Genomic DNA, 25,327 nt, shown 5'->3' with positions numbered 1-25,327 from the left:
GCGGCGTCAGTTGGACGTCAGCAGCTTCAGCTCGGGGTGGGCCGTGCCGCCCTCGATGGCCGTGGACGAGATGTGCGAGACGACGCGGTCGTCGACGGGGTCGTTGGCCGGGTCGTCGTGCACGACCAGGTGCTCGTACGTCGTCGCGCGCTGCGCCGGGACGCGGCCCGCCTTGCGGATCAGGTCGATGATCTCCAGCCGGTTCGAGCGGTGCTTGGCACCGGCCGAGGAGACCACGTTCTCCTCCAGCATGATCGAGCCGAGGTCGTCGGCGCCGTAGTGGAGCGACAGCTGGCCGACCTCCTTGCCGGTGGTGAGCCAGGAGCCCTGGATGTGCTGGACGTTGTCGAGGAAGAGGCGGGCGATGGCGATCATCCGCAGGTACTCGAAGAGGGTGGCCTGGGTGCGGCCCTTGAGGTGGTTGTTCTCGGGCTGGTAGGTGTACGGGATGAAGGCGCGGAAGCCGCCCGTGCGGTCCTGGACGTCGCGGATCATCCGCAGGTGCTCGATGCGCTCGGCGTTGGTCTCGCCCGTGCCCATCAGCATCGTCGAGGTGGACTCCACGCCCAGCCGGTGCGCGGTCTCCATGATCTCCAGCCAGCGTTCGCCGGACTCCTTCAGCGGGGCGATGGCCTTGCGGGGGCGCGCGGGGAGCAGTTCGGCGCCGGCACCGGCGAAGGAGTCGAGGCCGGCCTCGTGGATCCGGGTGACGGCCTCCTCGACGGACACGCCGCTGATCCGGGCCATGTGCTCGACCTCGGAGGCGCCGAGGGAGTGGATGACGAGCTGCGGGTAGGCGTCCTTGATGGCCTTGAAGTGCTTCTCGTAGTACTCGACGCCGTAGTCGGGGTGGTGGCCGCCCTGGAACATGATCTGGGTGCCGCCCAGTTCGACGGTCTCCGCGCAGCGGCGCAGGATGTCGTCCAGGTCGCGGGTCCAGCCCTTGTCCTTGTCCTTGGGGGCCGCGTAGAAGGCGCAGAACTTGCACGCCGTGACGCACACGTTCGTGTAGTTGATGTTGCGCTCGATGATGTACGTCGCGATGTGCTCGGTCCCGGCGTACTTGCGGCGGCGCACGGCGTCGGCGGCCGCGCCCAGCGCGTGCAGCGGGGCGTCGCGGTAGAGGACGAGGGCCTCCTCCGGGGTGATGCGTCCGCCCGCTGCGGCTCGGTCGAGCACGGCTGTGACATCAACAGAAGCGAGGTCGGCCTTCTCGGTCACCGGGCTGCCTTTCCGCAAGGAACGTGGACGGACCGAACCAGCCTACGCCAGCCGTTTCACCCCGCCGACCTCAGCCCGCGCAGGCGCCGATCAGCACCCCGGCCAGGGCGCCGGACAGCAGGAACGGCCCGAACGGGATCGCCGTCCTGCGCCCCGCCCGCCGTACGACGACCAGCGCGCCGCCGTACAACGCGCCCAGCAGGAACCCGGCGAAGGCGCCGAGCAGCACGACGGACCAGCCGTACCAGCCGAGCACCGCGCCCATCCCCACCGCCAGCTTCACGTCGCCGAAGCCCATGCCGGAGGGATGGACGAGGAACAACACGAGATAGCCCGCGCCCAGGGCGAGCGCACCGTACAGCGCGGTCAGCCAGTGGCCGGCGTGCTCGGGAACCAGCGCGGCGAGGCCCAGCAGGGCGAGGGCGGCCGGGGCGAGCGGCAGGGTCAGCGGGTCGGGCAGCCGCTGCACCCTGACGTCGATCACGGCCAGCAGCACCCCGACGGGCGCGAGGAGCAGCCAGACCGCCAGTTCCGGCCGGGTTCCGGTGGCGGCGGTGAGGGCGGCGCACAGGAGAGCGGTGACGGCGGCGAGGAGGGAGACCTCCCGGATCCGCCCGCGCTCCCCGCCGCGCACGCACTCCCCGCAGCGTGCCGGTCCGAGCCAGCCGCGCAGCGCGTGTCCCCGCGGGCACCGGTCCCGCCAGCCCTCCCCCGCCGGGACGGCGAAACGGCTGGCGGCTCTGGGGAGCAGCGCCCCTGCCATCGCGCCCCACAGCACGGCGGCGGCGATGCAGAGCGGCACGCCCCTCACCCGGCCGCGGTGACGCCCTCGCGCCGGGTCGGCAGGAGTTCGTCGGGGAGGGCCTCGGTGCGTGGTTCCATGCCGGCTCACTCTCCATCAGTCGCGCCACGGAAGGCGGCCACCGTATCGTTGCGGCGCATGTGGCCGGGAGAGCGGCCGCCGGTGGGCGGACAGAACCCGCGGCACCCCCGTCGGACTTGTCGGACTCCTGACGCCGCGTTCCGCGGCCTGGTTACGGCTCGGCTTCCCCGTCGTCCCTGCGTGGGCCGGCGGTTTTCGCCGGCGCCACGCCTCAGTGGCCTCGCAAGGACGGGGACGGGGGGCCCGCAGCGGCTCACGGACTCAGCAGGTCCACCTTGACATCCGCCGGGAAGCCGGTCGTCGGGCCCACCCGGCGGGCGAACTCGGCGACGGCCGTCAACTGCGGGGCACCGAAGCTGAAGTCGAGGGTGGTGAAGTACTGCGCCAGGGTCGCCTCGTCGAAGTTCTCCCAGCGGGCGGCCTGTTCGGCGACCTTGCCGACCTCCTCCAGGGAGACGTTGCGGGAGTCGAGGAAGGCCTCGTGGACCTGGCGGGTGAGGAGCGGCTCGCGCTCCAGGTACTCCCTGCGGGCCGCCCAGACCGCGAAGACGAACGGCAGGCCGGTCCACTCCTTCCACATCCGCCCGAGGTCGTGCACGGTCAGGCCGTAGCGCGGGCCGTCGAAGAGGTTGGCGCGCAGTGCCGCGTCCCCGATCAGGACGGCGGCGTCGGCCTCCTGCATCATCAGGCTGAGGTCGGGCGGGCAGGTGTAGTACTCGGGATGGACGCCGTAGCGCTCGGCGAGCAGCAGCTGGGCGAGCCGGACCGAGGTGCGGGAGGTCGAGCCGAGGGCGACCCGGGCGCCGTCGAGGCGGTCGAGGGGGACCTGCGAGACGATCACGCAGGACATGACGTCGCCGTCGCAGCCGACGGCGATGTCGGGAAAGGCGACGAGATCGTCCGCGTTGCGCAGGAACTCGACGAGGGTGATCGGACCGATGTCGAGATCGCCGCGCACGAGCTGCGCGCTGAGCTTCTCCGGGGTGTCCTTGGTCAGCTCGAAGTCGAGGAGCGTGCCGGTTCTCGCGAGCCCCCAGTAGAGGGGCAGGCAGTTCAGGAACTGGATGTGGCCCACGCGTGGCCGGGTGCGAGAATTGTCCACATCGCGAGGCTAGACCCCGTGCGGTACGGTGCTGCGACCGACCCCGCCATCGAACGGAGTAACAGCCGTTCAAACATCCGGGTGAAGTGATCTTGCCCTCTATTGCTTTCGGCTGCCCGCGTGCTAGGCTCGCCGCAAGTTGCAGTTTGGTTTCCCTTGCAGTACAGAGCCTGCGGAGCATGTGACCGCGGGCTCTCGTCGTTTTCAGACGAATGCAGTTGTGCAGCACCGTTTCGCACGTGCAGGTTCTGGAGCAGGGCAACCCTTTTGAGCCCAAGGAGGGCTTATGGCTACCGGAACCGTTAAGTGGTTCAACGCCGAAAAGGGCTTTGGCTTCATCGCCCAGGAGGGCGGCGGCCCCGACGTCTTCGTTCACTACTCCGCGATCAACGCCCAGGGCTTCCGTTCGCTCGAGGAGAACCAGCAGGTCTCCTTCGACGTGACGCAGGGCCCGAAGGGCCCGCAGGCGGAGAACGTCACCCCCGTCTGATCACTGCCTGATCGCAGAACCTGAGTGCAGTACCCAAGGAGCCCCGCGCCGTAAGGCGACGGGGCTCCTGCCTTTGCCGGGAACCTGCCTTCTGTGAATTCCCGGCGAATTCTCCACTTCTCTACACGTGCTGCATGACGAGGACGAAGGCCGTGCCCGGCACCAGCGCCTCGTACGAGTGGGCGACATCCCCGCGATACGTCATGTAGTCACCGGGGCCCAGTTCCACCTCTTCCCCGACCGGTCCCGCCTTCACCCGTCCCGAGCCGACGATCAGATGCTCCACCGTGCCCGGAATATGCGGCTCCGCCGCGCGGGCCGAGCCCGGCTCCGTGCTGATCCGATAGATGTCCCGGCGCGCCCCGGGCGGACTGGCCGACAGCAGCGTGCCGACGAAACTGGCCTGCTCGGAGGCGACGCCGGGGCCCTCGCCGGCGCGGATCACCTGGACACTCTGCACCGGCGGCTCGACCAGCACGCTGAACGGCACCCCCAGCGCCACCGCGAGGGCCCACAGCGTCTCGACGTTCGGGTTCCCGCTGGCGGCCTCCAGCTGGGACAGCGTGGACTTGGCGATTCCGGCACGCTTGGCCAGCTCGGACAGGGACAGCGCGGCACGGGTGCGCTCGCGCTTGAGGGACGCGGCGATCCAGTCCATCGGGAGCCGGTCGGGGACCTCGGACATCTTGTTCGCTCCATCGGTACGATCGTTCGCCTTGACGGACAGAGTACTCACTGTCCATTGTAGAAAACATGCGTTCGTCACAACGAACAACCCCGATACCCCCGACATCCTCCACTCCCCCGGCGCCCTCCGGCCTGTCCGAGGACCGCTCGCTGATCCGCGACGCCTCGCTCGTCTGGCTGGCCAGCGGCATCGTCGGCGTCTCCTTCGGCGCGGTCTCCGTGGCCGGCGGGCTGCCGCTGTGGGTGCCGGTGCTGATGTCCGTGCTGGTGTACGCGGGATCGGCCCAGTTCAGCGCCGTCGGCGTGCTGCTCGCCGGGGGCGGGCCGGTCGCGGCGGCGGCCACCGGGCTGCTCCTCAACACCCGTACGGCCGCGTTCAGCCTGGCCGTCGCGGAGATCCTCGGCACCAGCCGCGCGGCCCGCTTCCTCGGCGCGCACCTGGTCACCGACGAGACGGTCGCCTTCGCTCTCGCCCAGAGCGATCCGGTACGGCAGCGGCGGGCCTTCTGGATCTCCGGGCTCGGGCTGTTCGCCGTGTGGAACATCGGCGTGCTCGCGGGAGCACTGGCCGGCAGCGCGCTCGGCGACACCGCGCGCTACGGCCTGGACGCCGCCTTCCCGGCCGTCCTGGTCGCCCTGGTCCTGCCCGCGCTGCGGGCCGACGCGGCGGTACGGCGGTGCGCGGCGGCCGGCGCCGCACTGGCGCTGGCCGTGACGCCCGCTGTGCCGGCCGGGGTGCCGGTGCTGGTCGCTCTGGCCGGGCTCCTCCTGCACCGGGAACCGGTCGCCCGGAAGGAGGCCGACGCATGAACGCCACGGTCGTCGTGATCCTGGCGCTCGCCGTCGGCACGTACGCCTTCCGGCTGGTCGGACCGGTGCTGCACGGGCGGGTGACGGTGCCGCCGCGCGTCCAGGAGCTGGCCTCGGCCGGGGCGGTGGTCCTGCTGGTCGCCCTGCTCGCCACGGGCGCGCTGACCGAGGGCGGCGGCTTCGCCGGCTGGGCCCGGCCGGCCGGGGTGCTGGTGGCCGTCCTGCTGGCCTGGCGACGGGCACCGTTCGTCGTGGTGGTCGTGGGCGCGGCGGCGACGACCGCGCTGCTGCGGGTGGCCGGGGTCGCCTGACCCCCCGCCGCCCTTTCCAGGGGGGAGAGACGGAGATCCGGGGCCGCTTGAGGACCGCTTGAGGAACGCTTGAATCCGGGAGTACCGGGGGGCTGACCTGGTACGGGAACCAGCGGGGACGGCATGGGGATCGTTCCCCAGGAGCATCGGTCACGGCGTCGGGGAGAGGCCCGGCGACCGGATCACGAACCGTCTCTGCTCTTCCTGTCTTCCTGGGGGATACACCATGCGTTCCATCGCACTGCGTACGAAGACGGCTCTGACCGCGCTCGCCGGCGCGGGTGTGCTGACGCTCGGTATCGCCGCGTCCGGTCCGGCGAACGATGTGGGGCGCGACCTGGCGCATGTCGCGGCCGGCCTGTCGGGCGAGCACGCAGCGTCGGGTCCGGTGCTGGCGGACGAGCGCGACCCGCGCAGCGTCAACCCCTGACCGTCCGGGGCAGCGGCCGCACCGACCGGGCACCTGCCCCGTCGGTGCGCTTCCTCGCCTACAGCCGCCTGCCCGCCTCGGTCACGCCCATTGCGTCGTACAGAGCCTCCGCCGCCTGTCGGTGCCGACGCGCCGACGTAGCGTCGCCCAACGCCTGTGCCGCCTCCGCCATGCCGTGCAGCGCCCGGGCGACCTCGAAGCGGTAGTTGAGCCGAGAGGCCAACTCGTGTGCGCGGCAGTGCAGTTCCATCGCCCGGTCGGGCGCGGCACGCCGCAGATACACCAGACCCACCAGGTTGGCCACGGTCGCCTGCCGCAGGGCATTGCCCTCGGCGGTGACCAGGTCCAGGGCACGCTCGGCGTGTTCGGCGACCGAGCGCACATCGCCGAGGCGCTGGCAGACCTGCGCCCAGAGCGCGAGGACGACGGCCACGTTCCCGGGTTTGCGAGACTCGTCGCACAGTTCGAGCGCCTGGGCGAGACAGGCGCGGGCCCGCTCGTCGTCACCCGTGCCGAGGTGGGCGAGGGCCAGCCAGGTCAGCGAGGAGATCTCGTTGTTGCGCTCGCCGAGGCGCCGGTTGAGCTCGGTGGCCCGGGCCGCGTACCGGGCGGCCTCGGCGTAGTGGCCCGCCCAGGTCTGCACGGTGCTCAGGTTGACCAGCGCCTGCGCCTCGTCGCGCGGTGCCCGCACCTCCCGGTGCAGCCGGATGCCCTGGGACAGGTGGGCGCGGGCCTCGTCGAAGTGGCCGAGCGCCCCGTGCAGCAGGCCGAGCACGTCGAGGCAGAACGCCCTGGTGCTGCGGTCGTCGGCATCGGCCAGGTCCAGGGCCTCCTGCGCCGTGGTGATGCCGTCCTGGAAGTCGCCGAGCCACCAGTGCGCGATGGCCAGATTGGTCAGGCTCAGGCCCAGCAGCTCCCGGTCACCGAGCCGCTGGCAGGCACCGACCGCGATCCGGCTGATCACCCGGAACTGCTCGTTGTGTCCGCGTAAGTTGAGGTAGAACAGCAGATTGCGGGCCAGCAGCGCGGCGGTGCGGTGCAGGTCCTGCGCGGCCGCCCTGGAGAGGATCGCGAGAAGCGCCTCGTGCTCGCGGTCGAACCAGCGCAGCGCCTGCTCGCCGACATCCAGCCGGGGCAGTTCCGGCGCGTCGGCGGCCGGCGGGTCGCCGAAGGGCTCACGGCCGGGAAACAGCACCTCGCACGCCACGTCGGTCGCCAGCGTGTAATACGAGACCAACCGCCCCACCGCCCCCTCCTCGTCGTCCTCCGCCTCCCGCACGCTCATCGCGTAGGTGCGCACCAGGTCGTGGAAGCCGTACAGCCCGGCCTCGTGCTGTTCCAGGAGGTGGGCGTCGAGGAGGTTCTCCAGGGTGTCCTCGGCGTCGTGGACGTCGGTGCCGAGCAGCGCGGCGGCGGAGTGGACGTCGATGGCGCTGCCCGGATGCAGGCCGAGGAGGCGGAAGGCGATGCGCTGGTCCGCGTCCATCGCCTGGTACGACAGCCGCAGCGTGGCCTCGACGCTGCGCTCCCCGGCGCTCAGTTCGCGCAGCCGCCGGGTCTCGTCGGCGAGCCGGTCGACCAGGTACTGCACGGTCCAGCGGGGGCGGTTGCGCAGCCGGGCGGTGGTGATGCGCAGGGCGAGGGGCAGTCCGCCGCACAGGCCGGCCAGCCGGGCGGTGGCCTCGGGTTCGGCGGTGGTGCGGTCGGCGCCGAGGGTCCGGGTGAGCAGGGTCGCGCTGTCGTCGGGCGAGAGCAGGCCGAGGGAGAGCCACTCGGCGCCGTCCAGGTCGAGCATCCGGACCCGGCCGGTGAGGATGGCCAGGCAGTCCTCGGCGGCGGGCAGCAGCGGGCGGACCTGGGCGGCGTCGGCGGCGTTGTCGAGGAGCAGCAGGAGTCTTCGCTGTGCCGAAACGGTTCGCCAGAGCGTCGTACGCCGCTCCAGGTCATCGGGTATCCGGTCGTCCGGGATGCCGACGGCACGCAGCAGGGAGTGCAGGACGGCGGACGGCTCCTGCGCCTTCTCGCCGGGGCTGAAGCCGCGCAGGTCGACGAAGAGCTGCCCGTCCGGGTAGTCGGCGGCGAGCAGATGGGCCGCGTGCACGGCGAGCGCGCTCTTGCCGCTGCCGCCCATCCCGTCGACGCCGACGATCCGGGTGCTCCCGCCGGCCGGGGCCCGCCCCACCTGGAGGATCCGCGCCAGCTCCGGCTCGCGCCCGGTGAAGTCCGGCAGGTCGTAGGGCAGGGTGCAGGGGGCGGGCTCGGAGGCGGACGGCTGGAGGTAGGCCGCGGGGGCGAGGAGCGCGGCGCGGTCGGCCACGGACTGCGGTACCCGCGGGGCCACTTCGGGGCTGTCGCGCAGAATGGCCTCGTACAGCCGGGTCAGTTCGGCGCCCGGGTCGATGCCCAGCTCCTCCACGAGCAGCGCGCGCACCCGGCCGAACTCCTCCAGCGCCTCCGCCTGCCGGCCGGCCCGGTACAGGGCGAGCATCAGGCGGCCGCGCAGGGTCTCCCGCAGCGGATGGGCGATGATCAACTCACGTAACGGGCCGACCAGTTCGGTGGACTGGCCGAGTTCGAGCTGGAGCTCGAAGTACTGCTCGGCGACCGCCATGTGGCGCTCCTCCAGCGCCGCGGAGGCCGCCGTGATCACCGTGCCGCCGGCGCCCGCCATGACCGGGCCGCGCCACAGGTCCAGGCAGGCCCGCAGATGCCCGACCGCCTCGGCGGCGTGCCCGGCGGTCACCGCCTGCCGGGCCTGGCGGGCCCACTGGGTGAACTCGTGCAGGTCCAGCTGGTGTTCGCCGAGCATCGCCCGGTATCCGGCGCCGTCGGTGACGATCATCGAGGCGCCGTCGGGGATGCGGGTGCGCAGCGCGGCGACGGACTTGCGGATCTGGTGGCCGGCGGTCTGCGGCGGCGCCTCGTCCCAGGCCGCGGCGACCAGCCGGGGCAGCGGCACCATGCGCCCCGGCTCCAGCAGCAGGGTGACCAGCACGCGTTCCTGGGTCGGGCTGCCGAGCCGCAGCCGGCGCTCGCCGTGCCAGCCTTCCAGCGATCCGAGGATGTTGAACCGTACGACAGGACGACCCGATGCCGACGGTGCCGCCGAATCCACGAATGCGTCCCCTCCGCCCCGTCGCACCGCTCGGCCCGAGATGTTCGGGACCACCTAGGTTGTACCGGAGCGAGCGGCGCGGAGGGGGCGATTCCGTCCTCGCGGCGCACAGCTCGGCCCTGGCGGACAGCTCTGTCCCGACGGACAGCTAACCATCTTCACGCGAGCTGGAGGAGGGTCGCGTGCGCATCGCCTGCCAGCGCCGGGTCGTGGCGCAGGATCGCGTTCTCCACCCGGCGCAGCGCCGGGGAGGGCTGGATGCCCAGCTCGGCGTCCAGCAGGCGGCGCATCCGGCGGAAGACGTCGAGGGCGTCGGCCTGCCGGCCCGCGCCGTACAGGGCGATCATCAGCTGCTCGCAGAACCGTTCCCTGAGCGGGTGGTTGGTGTGCGCCTCGGCCAGCTCCGCGAGGACGGCGGCGTGCCGGCCGAGGCGCAGCTCGGCGTCGAAGCGCAGCTCCATCGCGCGCATCCGGTACTCCTCGTAGCGGGCGGCGGCCAGCTGGCACAGGGCTCCGCCGGTCAGGCCGCCGAAGACGGGCCCGCGCCACAGCGCCAGCGCCTCGCGCAGCAGCCGGGCGGTGTTCCCTGCGTCGTCCGGCGGGGCCGCCTCGGCCCGCCGGACCGCGCCGACGAACTCGGCGGCGTCCAGCTCGCCCGCGGCCACGGTCAGCCGGTAGCCGGAGGGGTGGATGGTGACGCGCGAGGCGGGCCGGTCCGGCTCCAGGGCGCGCAGCTTGCGGCGCAGCCGGCTGACGTGCGCCTGGAGGGCGTTGGCCTGGTTGTCGGGGACGGCCTCGCCCCACATCTCCTCGACCAGGCTCTCCCCGGAGACCGGCTGGCCCTCGCTGATCAGCAGCGTCTGCACGAGGGTGCGCTGCAGGTCGCCGGAGATCTCCGCGGGACCGGACACGGTACGGACATGCAGCGCCCCGAGGACCGAGAACTTCAGCATCCTGACTCCGCCTCCCGTTGGTGTCGCTGGCGTCGTCGTCCTTCTTCCGGCGACATACCGACGGTGCCCCCGGGCCGTACCGGTTCGTTCCCGATCCGTTCCCGGTCCCCGGATCAGGTCGCGTCGCCGGTGACCAGTGCCTTCAGCGAGGTCACCCGCCGGGCCGCCACCTCGGGGGAGTCGGCGTGCACGACGAAGTGCCCGGGGGCGCGGGCGTCGGGCGGCGTGACATGGCGCACATGCGGCAGGACCCCGACCTCGGTGCTCTCCAGCCGCCACGGCGGGTTCAGCACGGCCGCCGCCGCGAACCGGCCCGGCCGTACGGCGTCCACGAGCCGGCCGCTCAGCACGTCGACGGCGCCGGCCGCCAGGTCGCAGCCGCCGGCCACCTTGAGCAGCTCGGGCACCGGGTCCCTGGCGAGACCTGCCCGGCAGCCGGTGATGACCGGGCCGCGCGGGGTGAGCGCGACGCTCGTGTGCGCGGGCCCGTACTGGTAGCCGGTCAGGTCCAGCAGGGCGGTCACCACGGCACGCACCTCGGCGGCGGTGTCCTCGGTCAGCGGGGCCGGATGGAGCAGGCCGTAGGGCATGCGCGCGGTGATCCCGACGGCCTGGTGCATGCCGTGCACGCTCAGCGTCTCCACGGTCAGCCCGAGGGCACCGGACGGCACCTGGGCGCCGCCGGGCGAGAGCCGGTTGTCGCGGACGAGGCGCTGGACGGCGTCCTGGTCCGCGAGCAGGGCGAGGGAGCGGGCGGAGTTGACGAACAGCCCGGCGTCGGCGGCCTCGGCCAGCAGGGCGCGCAGGGCGGGCTCGTCGCGGGTGTCGGCACGGGCCGAACGCACTTGGACCCCGGCCTCGGCGGCCTCGCGGACGAGACGCAGGTCCGGGTTCAGCAGGAAGATCCGGCGGACGTCGTTGTCTTCTTTCATGCCTCTGCTCGGGGTATGAGGTCGGCGAGGGTGGAAAGGCAGGCTATGAGGGGGCGTTACCGTTCCGGTCCCGGACGGATCCCCGGGTGACGGGGTCCAGGGAACGCTATCGGTTTTCCGACCGTACTAGCGGTTTTCCCCGAGGTCCCGCGGCTGGATGCGCACGGTGTCGGCGAAGGCCCGGGCGGGCGGGCTCAGCGCGTCCCAGCGGCGCACCGCCCAGCCGACCGGCAGCGGCCGCAGCCCGGCCAGCGGGACCAGCCGCAGCGGTCCCGCGCCGGGTACGGGCGGTCCGGGTACGGCGGGTACGACGGCCCTGCCCGCGCCCAGTTCGGCGAGCAGCAGCGCCGTGTCCCAGTCGGCGACGGAGGCGTCGTAGGCGAAGCGTACGCCCGCCTCGGCGCAGGCGGCGTCCAGATGGGCGGCGGAGGCCGAGTTGGGCGGCAGCCGGATGAGCGGGACGTCGGCGAGGTCGGCCGGATCGAGCCGGGAGCGGGCGGCCAGCGGGTCGGCGGCCGGTACGGCCAGCACCCAGGGCAGCTCGGCCACGGTGCGCTGCTCGATGCCCCGCACCGGCGGGCCGAGGGTGATCCAGGCGAGGTCGAGGGTGCCGTCGGCGAGCGCGTCGAAGGTGCCCCGGCCCGAACTGACCGTGCGGAACTCCAGGTTGACCCTCGGGTGCCGGCGGCGGAAGGCGACGACCGCGTCGGACATGAAGTGCCGTACGGTGGTCGCGCCGGTGGCCACGCGGACGTGCCCGCTGTGCCCGTCGAGCAGATCGCGCAGCTGCCGTACGGCGAGGTCGAGCCCGGAGATGCCCTCGGCGGCCGCGGCCTCCAGGATCCGCCCGGCCTGGGTCGTGACGACGCCGCGCGGCCGGCGCTCCAGCAGGGCGAGGCCGGTCTCCCGCTCCAGCCGTTTGACGTGCTGGCTGACCGCGGACTGGGTGCAGCCGAGGTCGCGGGCGACGGAGCTGAGGCTGCCGGCCCGGCACACGGCCACGAACACGCGGAGGTCCTCAAGAGTCACAACACCCAAGCTAACACTGGGGTTTGCCGACACATCTCAAGGATTGACTCGGACTCCGGCGCGGTACGAGGATCGGTGCCGGGCCGCGATCGACCCAGGCGGCAACCCGCTCCCCGCAGCACACCGGGCGTCCGGACCGAGGTGTGCGCCGGCCGGGGAGCGGGTGCCGACCCCTCCGTCGGCCCCTCGGCCGGCCCCTCACCGAGCGGACTCGTACAGTCCCTCCACCTCCGGCGCGAAGTCCCGCATGATCTGCTCGCGGCGCAGCTTCATCGAGGGCGTGAGATGGCCCTCGTACTCGGTGAAGTCCCGGGGCAGCACGGCGAAGCGGCGGATGGACTCGGGGCGGGAGACCAGCTTGTTGGCCTCGTCGACCGCCCGCTGCAGGACCGCCTCCAACTCCGGGTCGCCGACCAGCAGTTCCGGCGGCACCACGTGCTTGCCGAGCATCTGCCGCCAGTGGCCGACGCCGTCGGGGTCGAGGGTGATCAGCGCGGAGACGTACGGGCGGCCGTCGCCGACCAGCATGACCTGGGAGATCAGCGGGTGCTGGCGCAGCCAGTTCTCCAGCGGGGCCGGGGCCACCGACTTGCCGCCCGCCGTGATCAGCAGCTCCTTCTTGCGGCCCGTGATGGTGAGGTAGCCCTCGTCGTCCAGTTCGCCGATGTCGCCGGTGGCCAGCCAGCCGTCCCGGGTCGCGGGCACGACGCCGCCGGCCTGCGGATCCCAGTAGCCGCGCAGGACGTGGTCGCCGGCCACGAGGATCTCCCCGTCGGCGGCGATCCTGACCCGGGTGCCGGGCAGCGGCCAGCCGACGGTGCCGAGCCGGGGCTTGAGCGGCGGGGTGCAGGTCGTGGCGGCGGTGGTCTCGGTGAGGCCGTACCCCTCGAAGATCTCGATGCCGGCGCCGGCGTAGAACGCGGCGAGGCGCCTTCCGAGCGGGGAGCCGCCGCAGATGACGTACCGGACGCGGCCGCCCATCGCGGCCCGGATCTTGCGGTAGACGAGCGGGTCGTAGAAGCCGCGGGCGGTCTTCAGCGAGCGGCCCGGGCCGCCGCCGGTGCCGGTCTGCCGGGCCTCCAGCGCCTCGCCGTAGCGGACGGCGGTCGCCGCCGCCCGGTCGAAGACCGCGACCCGGCCGCCCGACTCGGCCTTGGCGCGGGCGGAGTTGTAGACCTTCTCCAGCATGTACGGGATGGTCAGCAGCGCGGTCGGCCGGAAGGCGGCCAGGTCCGGCAGCAGGTCCTCGGCGGCGAGGCTCGGCGCGTGCCCGAGCCGCACCCGGGCCCGGACGCACGCGATGGCGACCATCCGCCCGAACACGTGCGACATCGGCAGGAACAGCAGCACCGAGGGGTCCTCGTCCTGCGACTTGAAGACCGGGTAGAGCAGTTCGACGGCGTTGTCGACCTCGGCGAGGAAGTTTCCGTGGGACAGCGCGCAGCCCTTGGGACGGCCGGTGGTGCCGGAGGTGTAGATGAGGGTGGCGAGGGTGGCGGGCCCCATCATGCCGCGCCGCACGGCGACTTCGCCGTCCGGCACCTGCGCGCCCGCCTCCGCCAGCCGCTCCACGTGCTCCTTGTCCATCACCCACACATGGCGCAGATCGGGCAGGTGCGGCAGCTCGGGCCCGATGGCGGCGGCCTGCGCGGCGGTCTCGGTGACGAGGGCGCGGGCGCCGGAGTCGTGCAGGATCCAGCGGGTCTGGAAGACGGAGGAGGTGGGGTAGACGGGCACGGTGACGAGCCCGGCGGCCCAGGCGGCGAAGTCGAGCAGCGACCACTCGTAGCGGGTGCGGGCCATCACGGCGATCCGGTCGCCCGGCGTCAGCCCCTCGGAGATCAGCCCCTTGGCCACGGCGAGCACCTGCTCGGCGAAGTCCGCGGCCGTCACCTCCTGCCACCGGCCGTCGGGCATACGGCGGCTGAGCGCGATCGTGCCGGGGGCGGCCTCGGCGTTGTCGAACGGCAGGTCCGCGAGCGAGCCATGGGTGACCGGGGGCACGAACGGCGGTACGTGCACCTCGCGCACGGCGCCGTCCAGCCGCTGGATCCACGGTTCGACGAGGACGGGCTTGCCGTCGTAGTCGACGGCGGAGACGGCGGCGGAGGAGACGGGGGCGTTCGGGTACGGGGTGGACACGGGCGGCTCCTCTGGCGTGCGTGCACCTGCGGCGGGCCTCGACAGACAGGGAGTTACCGCTGGTTAGGCAGGTGATCGTACGGGGCCACTGTGCGGAGGTTGTGCGGGTTCGGAGGTGGTCCGGGGACAGGGATGTGCAACCTCGGGGTTTTTGTGACAGGGCCTCACGTTAGACTTACCGGCGGTAACCTTACTTCAGAGTAAGCGGTTGGGGGACGGACGTGACAAGTACGTTGACGCATCTCATAACGGGCGCCCTGCGCTCACCGTTCAAACGCCCCTCCCCCGACGCCGACTTCCCGCGCACCCGGCTCGTGCTGCCCGGGATCCGCGTCGACCTGTCCCGCCTCGCCGCCTACGAGCGGGTCTGCGGCTTCCCGACCGGCGAGAGCGGCCTGCCCGTGACCTACCCGCACGTCCTCGGCTTCCCGCTGGCCATGCGGCTGATGAGCGACCGCGCGTTCCCGCTGCCGCTGCCGGGCCTGGTGCACACCTCGGTCGACATCGTCCGGCACGGGGCCGTACCGGCGACGGAGGCGTACGAACTCGCCGTCCACATCGAGGGGTTGGCACCGCACCGGCGCGGCACGGAGGCGACGGTGGTGACCGAACTGATGTCGCGGGGCGAGCGGTTGTGGGAGTCCCGCAGCACGTATCTGGCCCGGCACCGGACGCAGGAGGCCGCCTCCGGCCACCGGGACCAACAGCGACCGGCGCCTGCGCTCCCGGTCCTCGACGAGTGGCGGCTCGCCGGGGACGTCGGCCGGCGCTACGGCGCGGCCTCCGGCGACCGCAACCCCATCCACCTCCACCCGCTCACCGCCCGCCTCTTAGGCTTCCCGAGGGCGATCGCGCACGGCATGTGGACGGTGGCCCGCTGCGTCGCCGCCCACGGCACGAGCGGCTCCGTCGTGGTGCGGGCGCGGTTCATGGCACCGGTGCTGTTGCCCGGGGTGGTGACATACGGAGCGGATGCCTCCGGCCGGTTCGAACTGCGGGACGGCAGCGGGGAGCGGGTGCATGTGCGGGGGGAGGTGCGGGCGGTGGGGTGAGCGCCGCAGGGGTGCGTCACCGCTGCCCGGTGCGGGTGAGTGGTGGGTTGCTCGCGCAGTTCCCCGCGCCCCTAGAAGATGCTGCAGCTCGCCGACCTCAAGGGGCGCGGGGAACTGCGCGATCAGCCACAAACCACCCGCACCGGGCAGCGGCGATGCACCCCAACGGCGCTACGCCCCGCCGCCCGACGGAGTCCAGCGGTTGCCCCGCATCAGATTTCCCAGTCCCGCCCACGCGAAGTTCATCAACGTCGTCGCCGCCTGCCGGGCGGTGACCCCCGGTGTCGCGTTGGCCCAGGCGGCGAGGGATTCCGCCGCGCCCACCAGGGCCTCGGCCAGGCCCGCGACCTCGTCCTCCGGCAGGTCGGGGTCGCTGTGTGCCTCGCGGGCCGCGACGACGACCAGGCCGGTGACGAAGGCGACGATCTCCGTGCGCATCGCGGCGACCTCGGCCGCGAAGGGCTCGCCGTGGGTGCGGGCCTGCAAGTGGAGGACGGACCAGGCGTCGGGGTGCTCGCCGGTGTGCGTGAAGAAGGCCAGCAGCCCGTCCCACAGCCGGCGGTCGGCCGGCAGGTCCGGGCGGACCCCGGCGCGCACCGCCCGCGTCAGCGCGTCGGCCTCCCGGCGGATGCAGGCGGTGAAGAGGTCTTCCTTGGAGTTCAGGTACAGGTAGACCAGCGGCTTGGAGACGCCCGCGAGTTCGGCTATCTCGTCCATCGACGCGGCCATGTAGCCACGTCGGCCGAAGATCCGTACGGCGGCGTCGAGCATCTGCTGCTCGCGCACCGCACGCGGCATCCGTCTGGTCCTCGCCCCACCCATGAGGGCAAGACTAGTTGGACGCGGCCGCCTCGCCCCGCGCCCGGGCGCCGTCGTCGGCCACGTCCTCCTGGCTGCGGTTGGCGTCCAGGTTGGCCTTCATCCGGTCGACCTTGTTCACGATCTGCACCGAGGCCCGGTCCCGCTCCTTGCGCAGCACGACCCAGCTGATCGGCGCCGAGAGGACCAGGGAGAGCAGCAGCACCCACAGGAAGTTGGAGTCGCCGAAACCACGCGGGAAGATGCCGGAGTAGACGGCTCCCCAGACGACCGCGAGGCAGCCGACGAAGACGCCGAGGCGCATCAGCGTGTAGCGGAGCATCTCAATCCAGTCGTCCGATTCCAAAAGGGTCAGAGTCCAGTGAAGCACGCCCCGGGGGCGATCATGCAGGGGGGTCACATGAGGGGCAGCAGCATGGTGATGTCCTCGCGGTCGTCACCGGGAGCGACCCGGATGGCGCCGGGCACCCGCCCGACCTCCTTGTAACCGCAGGAGCCGTAGAACCGCTCCAGGCCCATGCCGCCCCGGCAGGTGAGCCGGATCGCCTCGATGCCGTCGAGGGTGCGGGCCGCGTCGGCGGCGGCCGCGAGCAGGTCCCGGCCGTAGCCCTTGCCCTGGTGCCGGGGGTGGACCATCACCGTGTACAGCCACGCCCAGTGCGTCATCAGCGGGTGCGTGTTGAAGGTGATGAAGGCCGTCGCGGCGAGGCGCCCCTCCTCGTCGCACCCGGCGAGCAGCCGGGTACGGCCCTCCGCGAGCTGGGTGAGATACCGGACGACCTCGGGGCGGATGTCCTGCGCGGTCACCGGCGGCACGAAGCCGACGGCCCCGCCCGCGTTGGAGACGTCCGTCCACAGCTCCAGGAACCCGTCGCGCAGGTCGGGGGTGAGGGCGGGATCGAGCGTAAAGGTAAGGGGCATGCAGGCATCGTATCTATTACCCACATGCCCCTTCAGGCGGAGAACCAGCCGTGCTGTGTCACACCCGCATCGGCTGCGGGGAGTCACGGCGCGCCGGGTCCGGGCCGTCGTACTCGCGGATGATCTCGTAGCGCGTGTTGCGCTCGACCGGGCGGAAGCCCGCGTCGCGGATGAGGTCGAGCAGGTCCTCGCGGGTGAGCTTGTTCGGGGTGCCGTAGTTGTCGGCGTCGTGGGTGATCTTGTACTCGACGACCGAGCCGTCCATGTCGTCGGCGCCGTGCTGGAGGGCGAGCTGGGCGGTCTGCACGCCGTGCATGACCCAGAAGACCTTGACGTGGGGGACGTTGTCGAAGAGGAGCCGGGAGACCGCGAAGGTCTTGAGGGCCTCCGCGCCGGTCGCCATCGTGGTGCGCGCCTGGAGGCGGTTGCGGACCTTGCCGTCCTTCATGTCCACGAAGTCGTGCTGGTAGCGCAGCGGGATGAAGACCTGGAAGCCGCCGGTCTCGTCCTGGAGCTCGCGCAGCCGCAGCACGTGGTCGACCCGGTGGCGGGGCTCCTCGATGTGGCCGTAGAGCATGGTGCACGGGGTCTTCAGCCCCTTCTCGTGCGCCAGCCGGTGGATGCGGGACCAGTCCTCCCAGTGGGTGCGGTGGTCCACGATGTGCCGGCGGACTTCCCAGTCGAAGATCTCGGCGCCGCCGCCGGTGAGGGATTCGAGGCCGGCGTCGATCAGCTCGTCGAGGATCTCGGACGCGGTCAGACCGGAGATCGTCTCGAAGTGGTGGATCTCCGTCGCCGTGAACGCCTTCAGCGACACGTGCGGGAGGGCGGCCTTCAGCTCGCGCAGGGAGCGCGGGTAGTAGCGCCACGGCAGATTGGGGTGGAGGCCGTTGACGATGTGGAGTTCCGTGAGGTTCTCGCTCTCCATCGCCTTCGCGAGCCTGACGGCCTCCTCGATGCGCATCGTGTACGCGTCCTTCTCGCCCGGCTTGCGCTGGAACGAGCAGTACGCGCACGAGGCCGTGCACACATTGGTCATGTTGAGGTGCCGGTTGACGTTGAAGTGGACGACGTCACCGTTCTTGCGGGTCCGCACCTCGTGCGCCAGACCGCCCAGCCAGGCCAGGTCGTCCGACTCGTACAGCGCGATGCCGTCCTCGCGGGTCAGCCGCTCACCGGAGCGGACCTTCTCCTCCAGCTCGCGCTTGAGCCCGACGTCCATGCCAACACCTTTCTACGAAACCCGACCCCACCGTACGCCCTGCGGTTCACACCTCTTCGGGCAGCTCTCCGACCCGGTTCTCCCACTTGGTGGAGAGCACGATGGTGGTACGGGTCCGGGAGACGCCCTTGGTCCCGCTGAGCCGCCGGATGATCCGCTCCAGGCCGTCGACGTCGGCCGCCCGCACCTTGAGCATGAACGAGTCGTCTCCGGCGATGAACCAGCAGTCCTCGATCTCCGGCAGGTCCCGCACCCGCTGGGCCACGTCCTCGTGGTCGGCGGCGTCGGAGAGCGAGATGCCGATCAGCGCGGTGACACCGAGGCCGAGCTGGGCCGCGTTCACCGTCGCGCGGTAGCCGGTGATGACGCCGGCCGCCTCCAGCCGGTTGATGCGGTCGGTGACGCTGGGTCCCGACAGCCCGACGAGGCGCCCCAGCTCCGCGTACGAGGCCCGGCCGTTCTCCCGCAGAGCCTGGATGAGCTGCCTGTCCACCGCGTCCATGCGATCGAAGCCTTCCGGTGAAGAGTTCCGAGTTGATGAGAGGTAGTGCTGAGAGGTGGTGCTGTGCCACGTGGGTACCGCGTCTGGCCGGCTAACCGGCGGATCCGCCGCCCAGTTCGCCCTTCCAGCGCCGGTACAGGCCGTGCTCGACGCCCGCCGCGTCCAGCACCCGCCCGGCGACGAAGTCCACCAGGTCCTGGATGTGGGTGGCGCCCGCGTAGAAGGCGGGCGAGGTCGGCACCACCTGGGCACCGGCGTCGTCCAGCGCGACGAGGTGGCGCAGGGTCCGGCCGTTCAAGGGGGTCTCCCGTACGGCCACGACCAGTGTCCGGCGTTCCTTGAGGGTGACGCTCGCCGCGCGCTGGAGCAGGTCCTTGGACAGCCCGAGCGCGACACCCGCCACACAGGCCGTGGACGCGGGCACGATGAGCATCCCCTTCGCCGGGTACGACCCCGAGGACGGCCCGGCCGCGAGGTCCCCCGCGCTCCAGTACCGCACCCCGCTGACGTCCACGTCGAAGGTCCCGGGCTTGCCGTCGGCCCCCCGGCGCAGCCATTCCCGCAGGTCGTCCTGCCAGTGGGCGTCCCGGAACGAGATCCCCGTCTCGTCCAGCAGCGTCAGCCGCGAGGCCCGGCTGACCACCAGGTCCACCGCCTGCCCCGCCTCCAGCAGCGCCCGCAGCACGGCAGCCGCATACGGCGTTCCGGAAGCTCCGGACACCCCCACGATCCAAGGCGCGCGCTGCGTTTCTCCTGCGTTCACACCTTGAGCGTACCGGTGGGTCGGGAACGACTCAGGCCGGGTGGCGCGCCGCGCCTCAGGCGCTCAGCCCCCGAACCAGGAGGTCGAGCAGAGCGCACACGAACAGGGCAATGCCGATGAAGCCGTTGACCGAGAAGAAGGCCCTGTTGAGGCGGGACAGGTCGTGGGGGCGGACGATGCGGTGTTCGTAGACGAAGGCACTGGCGACGATCAGCAGGCCGAGCCAGAAGAAGGCACCGGCGTGGGTGGCCAGGCCGTACCAGACGAACAGGGCCGTCGTCAGTGTGTGGCACACCCGCGCGCCCCAGATCGCGGCCGGGATGCCAAAGCGGGCCGGGACCGACATGACGCCGATCTCGCGGTCGGTCTCGACGTCCTGGCAGGCGTAGATCAGGTCGAACCCGCCGATCCAGATGCCCACGGCGAGGCCGAGGATCACCGCCTCCCAGGACCAGGAGCCGGAGATCGCGAGCCAGCCGCCGACCGGGCCCATCGCCTGGGCGAGGCCCAGGATCGCCTGCGGGAAGTTCGTGAACCGTTTGCCGTACGGGTAGACCACCATCGGGATGACGGCCACCGGCGCCAGGGCCAGGCACAGGGGGTTCAGCAGGGCCGCCGCGCCGAGGAAGACCACCAGCGCGATCAGGGCGCCCGTCCAGGCGTGCCGCACCGACATCGCGCCCGTCACGAGTTCGCGGTGGGCGGTGCGCGGGTTACGGGCGTCGATCTCGCGGTCGATGATCCGGTTGACCGCCATCGCGAACGTGCGCAGGCCGACCATGCAGATCGTGACCAGCAGCAGCCGGCCCCAGTGGATGTTCCTGTCCCATCCGTACATCGCGGTCAGCGAGGCGATGTAGGCGAAGGGCAGCGCGAAGACCGAGTGCTCGATCATCACCAGACGCAGGAAGGCCTTCGTGCGTCCCGGCGGCTGGATGGCGGCGGTGGTCACAGGCCGTACTCCTTCCAGCGGCGGTCGACCTTCGCCGCCGTATCCGGGTCCGACAGGACCATGTCCGGCCAGCCGCCGTCCCGGGTGTAGCCCTCCTCGGGCCACTTCTTCGTGGCGTCGATCCCCGCCTTGCCGCCCCAGAACTGCTGGTAGGAGGCGTGGTCGAGGTGATCGACGGGGCCTTCCACGACCGTGAGGTCGCGGGCGTAGTCCGTGTTGCCGAGGGCCCGCCAGGCGACCTCGTGCAGATCGTGGACGTCGCAGTCGGCGTCCACGACCACGATCAGCTTGGTCAGGGACATCATGTGCGCCCCCCAGATCGCGTGCATCACCTTCTGCGCGTGCTTCGGGTACTTCTTGTCGATCGAGACGATCGCGCAGTTGTGGAAGCCGCCCGCCTCGGGCAGGTGGTAGTCCACGATGTCCGGGACGATGATCTTGAGGAGCGGGAGGAAGAAGCGCTCCGTGGCGCGGCCGAGCGGACCGTCCTCCGTGGGCGGGCGGCCGACCACGATCGACTGGAGCAGCGGGCGCCTGCGCATCGTCACGCAGTCGATCGTCAGCGCCGGGAACGGCTCCTGCGGCGTGTAGAAGCCGGTGTGGTCGCCGAAGGGCCCCTCGGGCAGCATCTCGCCGGGCTCCAGCCAGCCCTCCAGCACGACCTCGGCGTTCGCGGGCACCTGCAGCGGGACCGTCTTGCAGTCCACCATCTCGATCCGCCGGCCCGCGATGAACCCGGCGAACAGGTACTCGTCGATGTCACCGGGGAGCGGGGCGGTGGAGGCGTACGTCACGGCGGGCGGGCAGCCGAAGGCGATGGCGACCGGCAGCCGCTCGCCCTTTCGCGCCGCGACCTGGTAGTGGTTCCGGCTGTCCTTGTGGATCTGCCAGTGCATGCCGATCGTGCGCTTGTCGTGGCGCTGGAGGCGGTACAGGCCCAGGTTCCGGACGCCCGTCTCGGGGTCCTTGGTGTGGGTCAGCCCCAGGTTGAAGAAGGAGCCGCCGTCGTCGGGCCAGGTGAACAGCGCCGGGAGCCGGTCGAGGTCGACCTCGTCGCCGTGCAGCACGACCTCCTGCACCGGGGCTTCCTTGATCTTCTTCGGCGGTACGTGGGCCATCGCGCCGAGCTTGCCGAAGGCCTCGCGCACGCCGACGAAGCCGTGCGGCAGCTCGGGGCGCAGCAGGCCCCCGATCCGCTCGGAGATCTCGCCGTACGACTTCAGGCCCAGCGCCTTCAGCAGGCGGCGGTCGGTGCCGAAGACGTTCATCGCGAGGGGCATCGCCGAGCCCTTCACGTTCTCGAAGAGCAGCGCCGGGCCACCGGACTTCTGCACCCGGTCGACGATCTCCCCGACTTCCAGGTACGGGTCGACCTCGGCCTTGATGCGCTTGAGGTCCCCCTCGCGCTCCAGCGCGCGCAGCAGGGAGCGAAGATCGTCGTAAGCCATGCGTCCCAGTATCGGCCACCCGCTACTCTGGCCCGGTCACCGGGGCCGTATCGCACTCGTCGGGGGATCGCACGCCATGCTCAGGTATCTGCCGTTCCTGCTGGTCCTGGCTCTGTGGATCTACGCCTTCGTGGACTGTCTGAACACGCCCGAGGAAGAGGTGCGGCATCTGCCGAAGGTGGTGTGGGTGATCATCATCCTGCTCTTCGGCGAGGTGCTGGTGGGCCCGGTCGCCTGGCTGATCACCGGCCGGGTGCGGCGGACGGCGGTCGGTGCGGCCGCCGCCCCCTCCGCCGCTGCGGGGCATCGCGGCACGGCCGCACGCTGGGTCGCCCCCGACGACAACCCCGAGTTCCTCAGGTCTCTCGGGAAGAAGGAGGGCCCCGGCGGCGAGTGACCGCCCCAAACGACTTGCCCTCCCCCAACTGACCTGTGGTTAATGGTCGTTACTGAGATATCGGCGATTCGCTCGGCCTCTGGGGGACACACAGACATGCAACCGGCTCAGGATCCACCGCCCGCGCCCACCACTCCACCACCACCCGCCCCGTCCGCTCCGCCCGCCGCTGCGCCGTACATGCCGGACGTGGCCGCACCGCCCGCACAGCCGGCCGCCGTCAGCGTCGAGCTGCGGGTCAGCAAGCGGATCCTGTGGATCGGCGCGGCGGTGTACCCGCTGCACAACATCGCCCGCGTCTACACCTTCGTCATGCGCCCCAAGCGCAAGGAGGCGGTACTGCGCTTCCTGCGGAACACGGGCATCATGCTGATCGTCGGGTTCCTCGCGATGCTGCCCGGACTGTTCGCGGGAGCCGGCGGCGGGGACAGCTCCGGCGCGAACGGCTACGTCACGTTCATATGGATCGCGGCCTTCGCCGCCGAGATCTACTTCATCACCGAACTGTTCTCGGTCCTGCTGGCCGCCGACCACCACGTCCTCGCGGTGGAGACCTCGGGCGCGTCCACCGCGCTCGTGACCAGCCGGACCCCGCAGTACCTGGACCAGGTCGTCGGTCAGATCTCGTACGCCATCGACCATCCGGACACCGAGTTCAAGGTGACGGTGGAGAGCCTGCACTTCTCGCCGAAGAACTACTACTTCGGCGACAACGTCAACATGTACGGCGGCAGCGGAAACGTGGGGATCAGCGGATGACGAGCAACTACTACTACGGCGACAACGTGAACATGCACGGCGGCCAGGGCAACACGGGCATCGTCAAGAACTACGCGGCCGCCGGCGCCGGTCAGCAGGACCCGGCGCTGGCCGCGGCCCTCGCCGAACTGAACCGGCTGGTCGGCGAGTTGCGCACCCGGGTGGCGGCGCCCGACGCCCAGCTGCTGGACGACTCATTGCCCGCCCTCAGCCCCGACGCCGACGTGCCCGCGCAGCAGCGGCGCGGCGCGCTGATGGCGATCGCCGGGATCGCGAGCACCGTCGGCGCGGTCGGCCAGCCGGTCGCCGAGGCGGTGCGCGCGATCATCGGCATGATCAGCGGCTGAGCGCTCCGCTGGAAGTACCACGATGGGCCGTCGTTCGTCTGCGGCGCCGTCGTGGCTGGTCGCGCAGTTCCCCGAACCGCAGCGGACTTCGCCGACCCCGCTTGGCCCCCGCTACGGAGACGGGCTCACGTCCTCGCCCAGTTCTGCGAGGACGTGCCCGACTGGCAGGTCGCCTCGGCCACGCCGCCACCGAAGGCGAGGTCGAGGCAGCCGCCGTCGTAGACGGTGCGCAGGGAGTTGCCCGAGCCCGTCGTCCACCGCAGATTGGCGCCGCCCTGCGAGCAGTCGCCGACGAAGACGGCCTGACCGTTGCCGTTGGAGCTCAGGCAGGCGCCGGTCGAGGCGTTGACGACCTTGACGCTGCCGCCGGAGGCGCTGCGGAAGGTCCAGCGGGCGGTCGAGTCCGAGCAGGAACCGAGGCCCGTGGAGCCGTAGACCTGGATCAGGCACTTGTCGTTCTCGCCGTTCTGCAGGCGGAAGGACCCCGAGCCGCCACTGCCGCTCCCGCCGGACGAGCCGCCCGAGCCGCCGGAGCCGGTGGAGCCGCCCGAGCCGCCCGAGCCGCCCGAACTGCCGCTGCCGGAACCGGAGGTGCCTCCGCCACTCCCGCTCCCGCCGCTCCCGCCACTCCCGCCACTCCCGGCTCCGGATCCTCCGGCCGAACCGTCCGTCCCCTGGTGACCGCCCTGGTCCTTCTTCGCGTCACCGCCGCCGCCCGCGCCGCCCTTCTTCTCCCCGTTCGTCGGGGAGGACGAGGCCGATGACGAGGCCGAGGACGAGCCCTTCCCGGACGGCGTGGACGATCCGGAGGAGCTCGCCGAGGAGCCGCCGGGGCCGGGATCGGCCGACGCGGAGACGGAGGCGCCGGACCTTCCCGCGGCGCCCTTCCCCTGCGCGTCCGTGGCGAACGGAACCAGCTGGAAGGCCAGGGTCGCCGCACCGGCGCAGACGACGACCGGCACGACGGCCAGGACGACCCGCCTGCGCCGCCGCTCCCGCTCCGGCCGCTCCGGCCGCCGCGGCGCGTCCGGCCGTATGACGACCTCGGGCTCCTTCCCGGCCACGGTCGGCTCGGCCACGTCCCCCGCCGCCGGTACGTCCGCCGCGAACTCGGCCCGCCTCTCCAGGTGTTCGGTGACGGCGGCCGGCCACAGCGGGGTGCCGGCGGGGACGTGGGCGGCGGTCAGGTCGAGGAGTTCGGCCGCGCTGGGCCGGCCCTCGGGGTCCTTGTCCAGGCAGGACGCGACGACCGACGCCAACTCCGGGTCCAGGGCCCGCAGTTCGTCCAGGTCGGGCCTCTCGTGCACGATCCGGTACAGCACCGCGTGTCCGGACTCGTCGCCGAACGGCGGGCGCCCGGACCCCGCGTACGCCACCACCGAGCCGAGGGCGAAGACGTCCACGGCGCCGGTCAACCGCCTGGCTCCGGAGGCCTGTTCGGGCGACATGTAGGCGGGGGTGCCGACCACCATGCCGGTCCGGGTCAGCTGGCTCTGCTCGGCGGCGCGGGCGACGCCGAAGTCGATGAGGGTGACGCCGTCGAGGGTCAGCATCACGTTGGACGGCTTGACGTCCCGGTGCACCATGTCCAGCGCGTGCACCGCCGAGAGTCCGGCCGCCGCGCGGTGCAGCAGCAGCCACAGCGACGCGGCCGGCAGCGGGCCGCCGTGCGCGTCGACCGCCTCGCGCAGGGTCAGCCCGGGCACGTACGCGGTGGCGAACCACGGCGGCATCGCGTCCCGGTCCCCGGCGAGCAGCGGTGTGGCGGCACCTTCGGGCAGCCGGGAGAGGTTGTCCAGCTCGTGTCCGAAGCGCCGGACGAAGTCCTTGTCCTCGCCGACGACCGACGGCAGGACCTGTTTGACGGCTGCGTACTTCCCGTCGTGCACACCGAGGTAGACCCGCCCCATGCCACCGGCCCCGAGGCGTCCGACCAGCGGGATCGACCCGATCCGCCGTGGATCCGCGTCCTCCAGCGGCTCGACTCCGACCTGTTCCCCGTTCAACTCTTTCCCCCTGTGGATCAGTCGACTTCCGGCA

At 71.8% G+C, this 25,327-nt stretch carries 26 protein-coding genes; 8 read left to right on the top strand and 18 right to left on the bottom strand.

Annotated features, from left to right (window positions below; translation table 11 throughout):
- Positions 1-6: 6 nt before the first annotated feature.
- The 3 genes from mqnC to AC4OXY_RS28770 form a co-directional block, all read right to left on the bottom strand.
- Positions 7-1,221: a cyclic dehypoxanthinyl futalosine synthase gene (gene mqnC / locus AC4OXY_RS28780; protein WP_491991321.1), complete on the bottom strand. Its 1,215-nt coding sequence runs from the start codon at positions 1,219-1,221 to the stop codon at positions 7-9.
- Between the two features lie 70 nt (positions 1,222-1,291).
- The gene (locus AC4OXY_RS28775) at positions 1,292-1,984 is read right to left on the bottom strand and encodes a prepilin peptidase (RefSeq protein WP_491994655.1); all 693 of its coding nucleotides are present in this window, start codon (positions 1,982-1,984) and stop codon (positions 1,292-1,294) included.
- Positions 1,985-2,357: 373 nt separating this feature from the next.
- Entirely contained in the window at positions 2,358-3,206 is an 849-nt protein-coding gene (locus AC4OXY_RS28770; RefSeq protein WP_356039284.1) for a menaquinone biosynthetic enzyme MqnA/MqnD family protein, read from the bottom strand.
- A gap of 286 nt (positions 3,207-3,492) precedes the next feature.
- On the opposite strand from AC4OXY_RS28770, the gene AC4OXY_RS28765 reads away from it, so the two are divergent.
- Complete coding sequence (locus AC4OXY_RS28765; protein ID WP_003974443.1) at positions 3,493-3,696, top strand: cold-shock protein; 204 nt, start codon at positions 3,493-3,495, stop codon at positions 3,694-3,696.
- Positions 3,697-3,817: 121 nt separating this feature from the next.
- Here the strand turns inward: AC4OXY_RS28765 and AC4OXY_RS28760 are convergent, their stop codons facing one another.
- Complete coding sequence (locus tag AC4OXY_RS28760) at positions 3,818-4,381, bottom strand: helix-turn-helix domain-containing protein (RefSeq protein ID WP_356039282.1); 564 nt, start codon at positions 4,379-4,381, stop codon at positions 3,818-3,820.
- A gap of 68 nt (positions 4,382-4,449) precedes the next feature.
- On the opposite strand from AC4OXY_RS28760, the gene AC4OXY_RS28755 reads away from it, so the two are divergent.
- The 3 genes from AC4OXY_RS28755 (at position 4,450) to AC4OXY_RS28745 (ending at position 5,934) form a co-directional block, all read left to right on the top strand.
- Positions 4,450-5,193 carry an AzlC family ABC transporter permease gene (locus AC4OXY_RS28755; RefSeq protein WP_491991320.1) on the top strand — a complete coding sequence of 248 codons (744 nt, stop codon included), beginning with the start codon at positions 4,450-4,452 and terminating at the stop codon, positions 5,191-5,193.
- On the top strand, positions 5,190-5,504 hold the full coding sequence (locus AC4OXY_RS28750; RefSeq protein ID WP_071383418.1) for an AzlD domain-containing protein: 315 nt from the start codon (positions 5,190-5,192) through the stop codon (positions 5,502-5,504). The genes AC4OXY_RS28755 and AC4OXY_RS28750 overlap by 4 nt, the downstream gene beginning before the upstream one ends.
- Before the next feature lie 226 nt (positions 5,505-5,730).
- Positions 5,731-5,934, top strand: a complete 204-nt coding sequence (locus AC4OXY_RS28745; protein WP_356039276.1) for a hypothetical protein — start codon at positions 5,731-5,733, stop codon at positions 5,932-5,934.
- A 58-nt stretch (positions 5,935-5,992) separates the two neighbouring features.
- On the opposite strand, the gene AC4OXY_RS28740 is transcribed toward AC4OXY_RS28745, so the two are convergent.
- The 5 genes from AC4OXY_RS28740 to AC4OXY_RS28720 all read right to left on the bottom strand — a co-directional run bounded on the left by AC4OXY_RS28740 (position 5,993) and on the right by AC4OXY_RS28720 (position 14,105).
- A complete protein-coding gene (locus tag AC4OXY_RS28740) occupies positions 5,993-9,049 on the bottom strand; it encodes an AfsR/SARP family transcriptional regulator (RefSeq protein ID WP_491991319.1) in 3,057 nt (1,018 codons plus the stop codon).
- A gap of 158 nt (positions 9,050-9,207) precedes the next feature.
- Positions 9,208-10,002 carry an AfsR/SARP family transcriptional regulator gene (locus AC4OXY_RS28735; protein WP_362823413.1) on the bottom strand — a complete coding sequence of 265 codons (795 nt, stop codon included), beginning with the start codon at positions 10,000-10,002 and terminating at the stop codon, positions 9,208-9,210.
- 113 nt (positions 10,003-10,115) lie between these two features.
- Positions 10,116-10,934 carry a hypothetical protein gene (locus AC4OXY_RS28730; RefSeq protein ID WP_356039268.1) on the bottom strand — a complete coding sequence of 273 codons (819 nt, stop codon included), beginning with the start codon at positions 10,932-10,934 and terminating at the stop codon, positions 10,116-10,118.
- 126 nt (positions 10,935-11,060) lie between these two features.
- A complete protein-coding gene (locus AC4OXY_RS28725) occupies positions 11,061-11,963 on the bottom strand; it encodes a LysR family transcriptional regulator (RefSeq protein WP_356039265.1) in 903 nt (300 codons plus the stop codon).
- A gap of 198 nt (positions 11,964-12,161) precedes the next feature.
- Entirely contained in the window at positions 12,162-14,105 is a 1,944-nt protein-coding gene (locus AC4OXY_RS28720; protein ID WP_376295383.1) for an AMP-dependent synthetase/ligase, read from the bottom strand.
- Between the two features lie 233 nt (positions 14,106-14,338).
- Between AC4OXY_RS28720 and AC4OXY_RS28715 the strand changes: the two genes are divergently transcribed.
- Positions 14,339-15,157, top strand: a complete 819-nt coding sequence (locus tag AC4OXY_RS28715; RefSeq protein ID WP_376295381.1) for a MaoC/PaaZ C-terminal domain-containing protein — start codon at positions 14,339-14,341, stop codon at positions 15,155-15,157.
- Positions 15,158-15,328: 171 nt separating this feature from the next.
- On the opposite strand, the gene AC4OXY_RS28710 is transcribed toward AC4OXY_RS28715, so the two are convergent.
- From AC4OXY_RS28710 to AC4OXY_RS28675, 8 genes are all read right to left on the bottom strand, one after another.
- On the bottom strand, positions 15,329-15,979 hold the full coding sequence (locus AC4OXY_RS28710) for a TetR/AcrR family transcriptional regulator (RefSeq protein WP_362823417.1): 651 nt from the start codon (positions 15,977-15,979) through the stop codon (positions 15,329-15,331).
- A 10-nt stretch (positions 15,980-15,989) separates the two neighbouring features.
- Positions 15,990-16,298: a DUF4229 domain-containing protein gene (locus AC4OXY_RS28705; protein ID WP_356039289.1), complete on the bottom strand. Its 309-nt coding sequence runs from the start codon at positions 16,296-16,298 to the stop codon at positions 15,990-15,992.
- A gap of 74 nt (positions 16,299-16,372) precedes the next feature.
- A complete protein-coding gene (locus tag AC4OXY_RS28700) occupies positions 16,373-16,897 on the bottom strand; it encodes a GNAT family N-acetyltransferase (protein ID WP_356039254.1) in 525 nt (174 codons plus the stop codon).
- Between the two features lie 58 nt (positions 16,898-16,955).
- Positions 16,956-18,119, bottom strand: a complete 1,164-nt coding sequence (mqnE, locus tag AC4OXY_RS28695; protein ID WP_491991318.1) for an aminofutalosine synthase MqnE — start codon at positions 18,117-18,119, stop codon at positions 16,956-16,958.
- Positions 18,120-18,165: 46 nt separating this feature from the next.
- Positions 18,166-18,621: an Lrp/AsnC family transcriptional regulator gene (locus AC4OXY_RS28690; RefSeq protein WP_071375597.1), complete on the bottom strand. Its 456-nt coding sequence runs from the start codon at positions 18,619-18,621 to the stop codon at positions 18,166-18,168.
- A 91-nt stretch (positions 18,622-18,712) separates the two neighbouring features.
- Positions 18,713-19,384 (bottom strand): UbiX family flavin prenyltransferase, encoded by a 672-nt coding sequence (locus tag AC4OXY_RS28685; RefSeq protein ID WP_356037726.1) that lies wholly within the window; start codon positions 19,382-19,384, stop codon positions 18,713-18,715.
- A gap of 55 nt (positions 19,385-19,439) precedes the next feature.
- The gene (gene mqnP, locus AC4OXY_RS28680) at positions 19,440-20,336 is read right to left on the bottom strand and encodes a menaquinone biosynthesis prenyltransferase MqnP (protein WP_356037728.1); all 897 of its coding nucleotides are present in this window, start codon (positions 20,334-20,336) and stop codon (positions 19,440-19,442) included.
- Positions 20,333-21,784, bottom strand: a complete 1,452-nt coding sequence (locus AC4OXY_RS28675) for a menaquinone biosynthesis decarboxylase (protein WP_356037731.1) — start codon at positions 21,782-21,784, stop codon at positions 20,333-20,335. The genes mqnP and AC4OXY_RS28675 overlap by 4 nt, the downstream gene beginning before the upstream one ends.
- A 76-nt stretch (positions 21,785-21,860) precedes the next feature.
- Here AC4OXY_RS28675 and AC4OXY_RS28670 point away from each other — a divergent pair, with 76 nt between their 5' ends.
- The 3 genes from AC4OXY_RS28670 (at position 21,861) to AC4OXY_RS28660 (ending at position 23,287) form a co-directional block, all read left to right on the top strand.
- Positions 21,861-22,181 carry a PLD nuclease N-terminal domain-containing protein gene (locus AC4OXY_RS28670; RefSeq protein WP_356037733.1) on the top strand — a complete coding sequence of 107 codons (321 nt, stop codon included), beginning with the start codon at positions 21,861-21,863 and terminating at the stop codon, positions 22,179-22,181.
- Between the two features lie 180 nt (positions 22,182-22,361).
- Positions 22,362-22,940: a DUF6232 family protein gene (locus AC4OXY_RS28665; RefSeq protein WP_491994654.1), complete on the top strand. Its 579-nt coding sequence runs from the start codon at positions 22,362-22,364 to the stop codon at positions 22,938-22,940.
- Positions 22,937-23,287: a hypothetical protein gene (locus AC4OXY_RS28660; protein ID WP_356037739.1), complete on the top strand. Its 351-nt coding sequence runs from the start codon at positions 22,937-22,939 to the stop codon at positions 23,285-23,287. Before AC4OXY_RS28665 ends, AC4OXY_RS28660 begins: the two co-directional genes overlap by 4 nt.
- A gap of 125 nt (positions 23,288-23,412) precedes the next feature.
- Here the strand turns inward: AC4OXY_RS28660 and AC4OXY_RS28655 are convergent, their stop codons facing one another.
- Entirely contained in the window at positions 23,413-25,293 is a 1,881-nt protein-coding gene (locus AC4OXY_RS28655; RefSeq protein WP_491991317.1) for a serine/threonine-protein kinase, read from the bottom strand.
- Between the last annotated feature and the right edge of the window lie 34 nt (positions 25,294-25,327).

This window comes from Streptomyces sp. HUAS MG56 (genome assembly GCF_058673395.1).
The sequence above is the reverse complement of the archived record's forward strand: the minus strand, read 5'-3'. Positions and strand labels throughout refer to the sequence as shown.

Excerpts from the sequence above, each read along its gene's own strand:
- AC4OXY_RS28775 (WP_491994655.1), bottom strand. The coding sequence starts at position 1,984 with ATGGCAGGGGCGCTGCTCCCCAGAGCCGCCAGCCGTTTCGCCGTCCCG.
- AC4OXY_RS28765 (WP_003974443.1), top strand. The coding sequence starts at position 3,493 with ATGGCTACCGGAACCGTTAAGTGGTTCAACGCCGAAAAGGGCTTTGGC.
- AC4OXY_RS28760 (WP_356039282.1), bottom strand. The coding sequence starts at position 4,381 with ATGTCCGAGGTCCCCGACCGGCTCCCGATGGACTGGATCGCCGCGTCC.
- AC4OXY_RS28755 (WP_491991320.1), top strand. The coding sequence starts at position 4,450 with ATGCGTTCGTCACAACGAACAACCCCGATACCCCCGACATCCTCCACT.
- AC4OXY_RS28750 (WP_071383418.1), top strand. The coding sequence starts at position 5,190 with ATGAACGCCACGGTCGTCGTGATCCTGGCGCTCGCCGTCGGCACGTAC.
- AC4OXY_RS28745 (WP_356039276.1), top strand. The coding sequence starts at position 5,731 with ATGCGTTCCATCGCACTGCGTACGAAGACGGCTCTGACCGCGCTCGCC.
- AC4OXY_RS28735 (WP_362823413.1), bottom strand. The coding sequence starts at position 10,002 with ATGCTGAAGTTCTCGGTCCTCGGGGCGCTGCATGTCCGTACCGTGTCC.
- AC4OXY_RS28730 (WP_356039268.1), bottom strand. The coding sequence starts at position 10,934 with ATGAAAGAAGACAACGACGTCCGCCGGATCTTCCTGCTGAACCCGGAC.
- AC4OXY_RS28710 (WP_362823417.1), bottom strand. The coding sequence starts at position 15,979 with ATGGGTGGGGCGAGGACCAGACGGATGCCGCGTGCGGTGCGCGAGCAG.
- AC4OXY_RS28705 (WP_356039289.1), bottom strand. The coding sequence starts at position 16,298 with ATGCTCCGCTACACGCTGATGCGCCTCGGCGTCTTCGTCGGCTGCCTC.
- AC4OXY_RS28700 (WP_356039254.1), bottom strand. The coding sequence starts at position 16,897 with ATGCCCCTTACCTTTACGCTCGATCCCGCCCTCACCCCCGACCTGCGC.
- mqnE (WP_491991318.1), bottom strand. The coding sequence starts at position 18,119 with ATGGACGTCGGGCTCAAGCGCGAGCTGGAGGAGAAGGTCCGCTCCGGT.
- AC4OXY_RS28690 (WP_071375597.1), bottom strand. The coding sequence starts at position 18,621 with ATGGACGCGGTGGACAGGCAGCTCATCCAGGCTCTGCGGGAGAACGGC.
- AC4OXY_RS28675 (WP_356037731.1), bottom strand. The coding sequence starts at position 21,784 with ATGGCTTACGACGATCTTCGCTCCCTGCTGCGCGCGCTGGAGCGCGAG.
- AC4OXY_RS28670 (WP_356037733.1), top strand. The coding sequence starts at position 21,861 with ATGCTCAGGTATCTGCCGTTCCTGCTGGTCCTGGCTCTGTGGATCTAC.
- AC4OXY_RS28665 (WP_491994654.1), top strand. The coding sequence starts at position 22,362 with ATGCCGGACGTGGCCGCACCGCCCGCACAGCCGGCCGCCGTCAGCGTC.
- AC4OXY_RS28660 (WP_356037739.1), top strand. The coding sequence starts at position 22,937 with ATGACGAGCAACTACTACTACGGCGACAACGTGAACATGCACGGCGGC.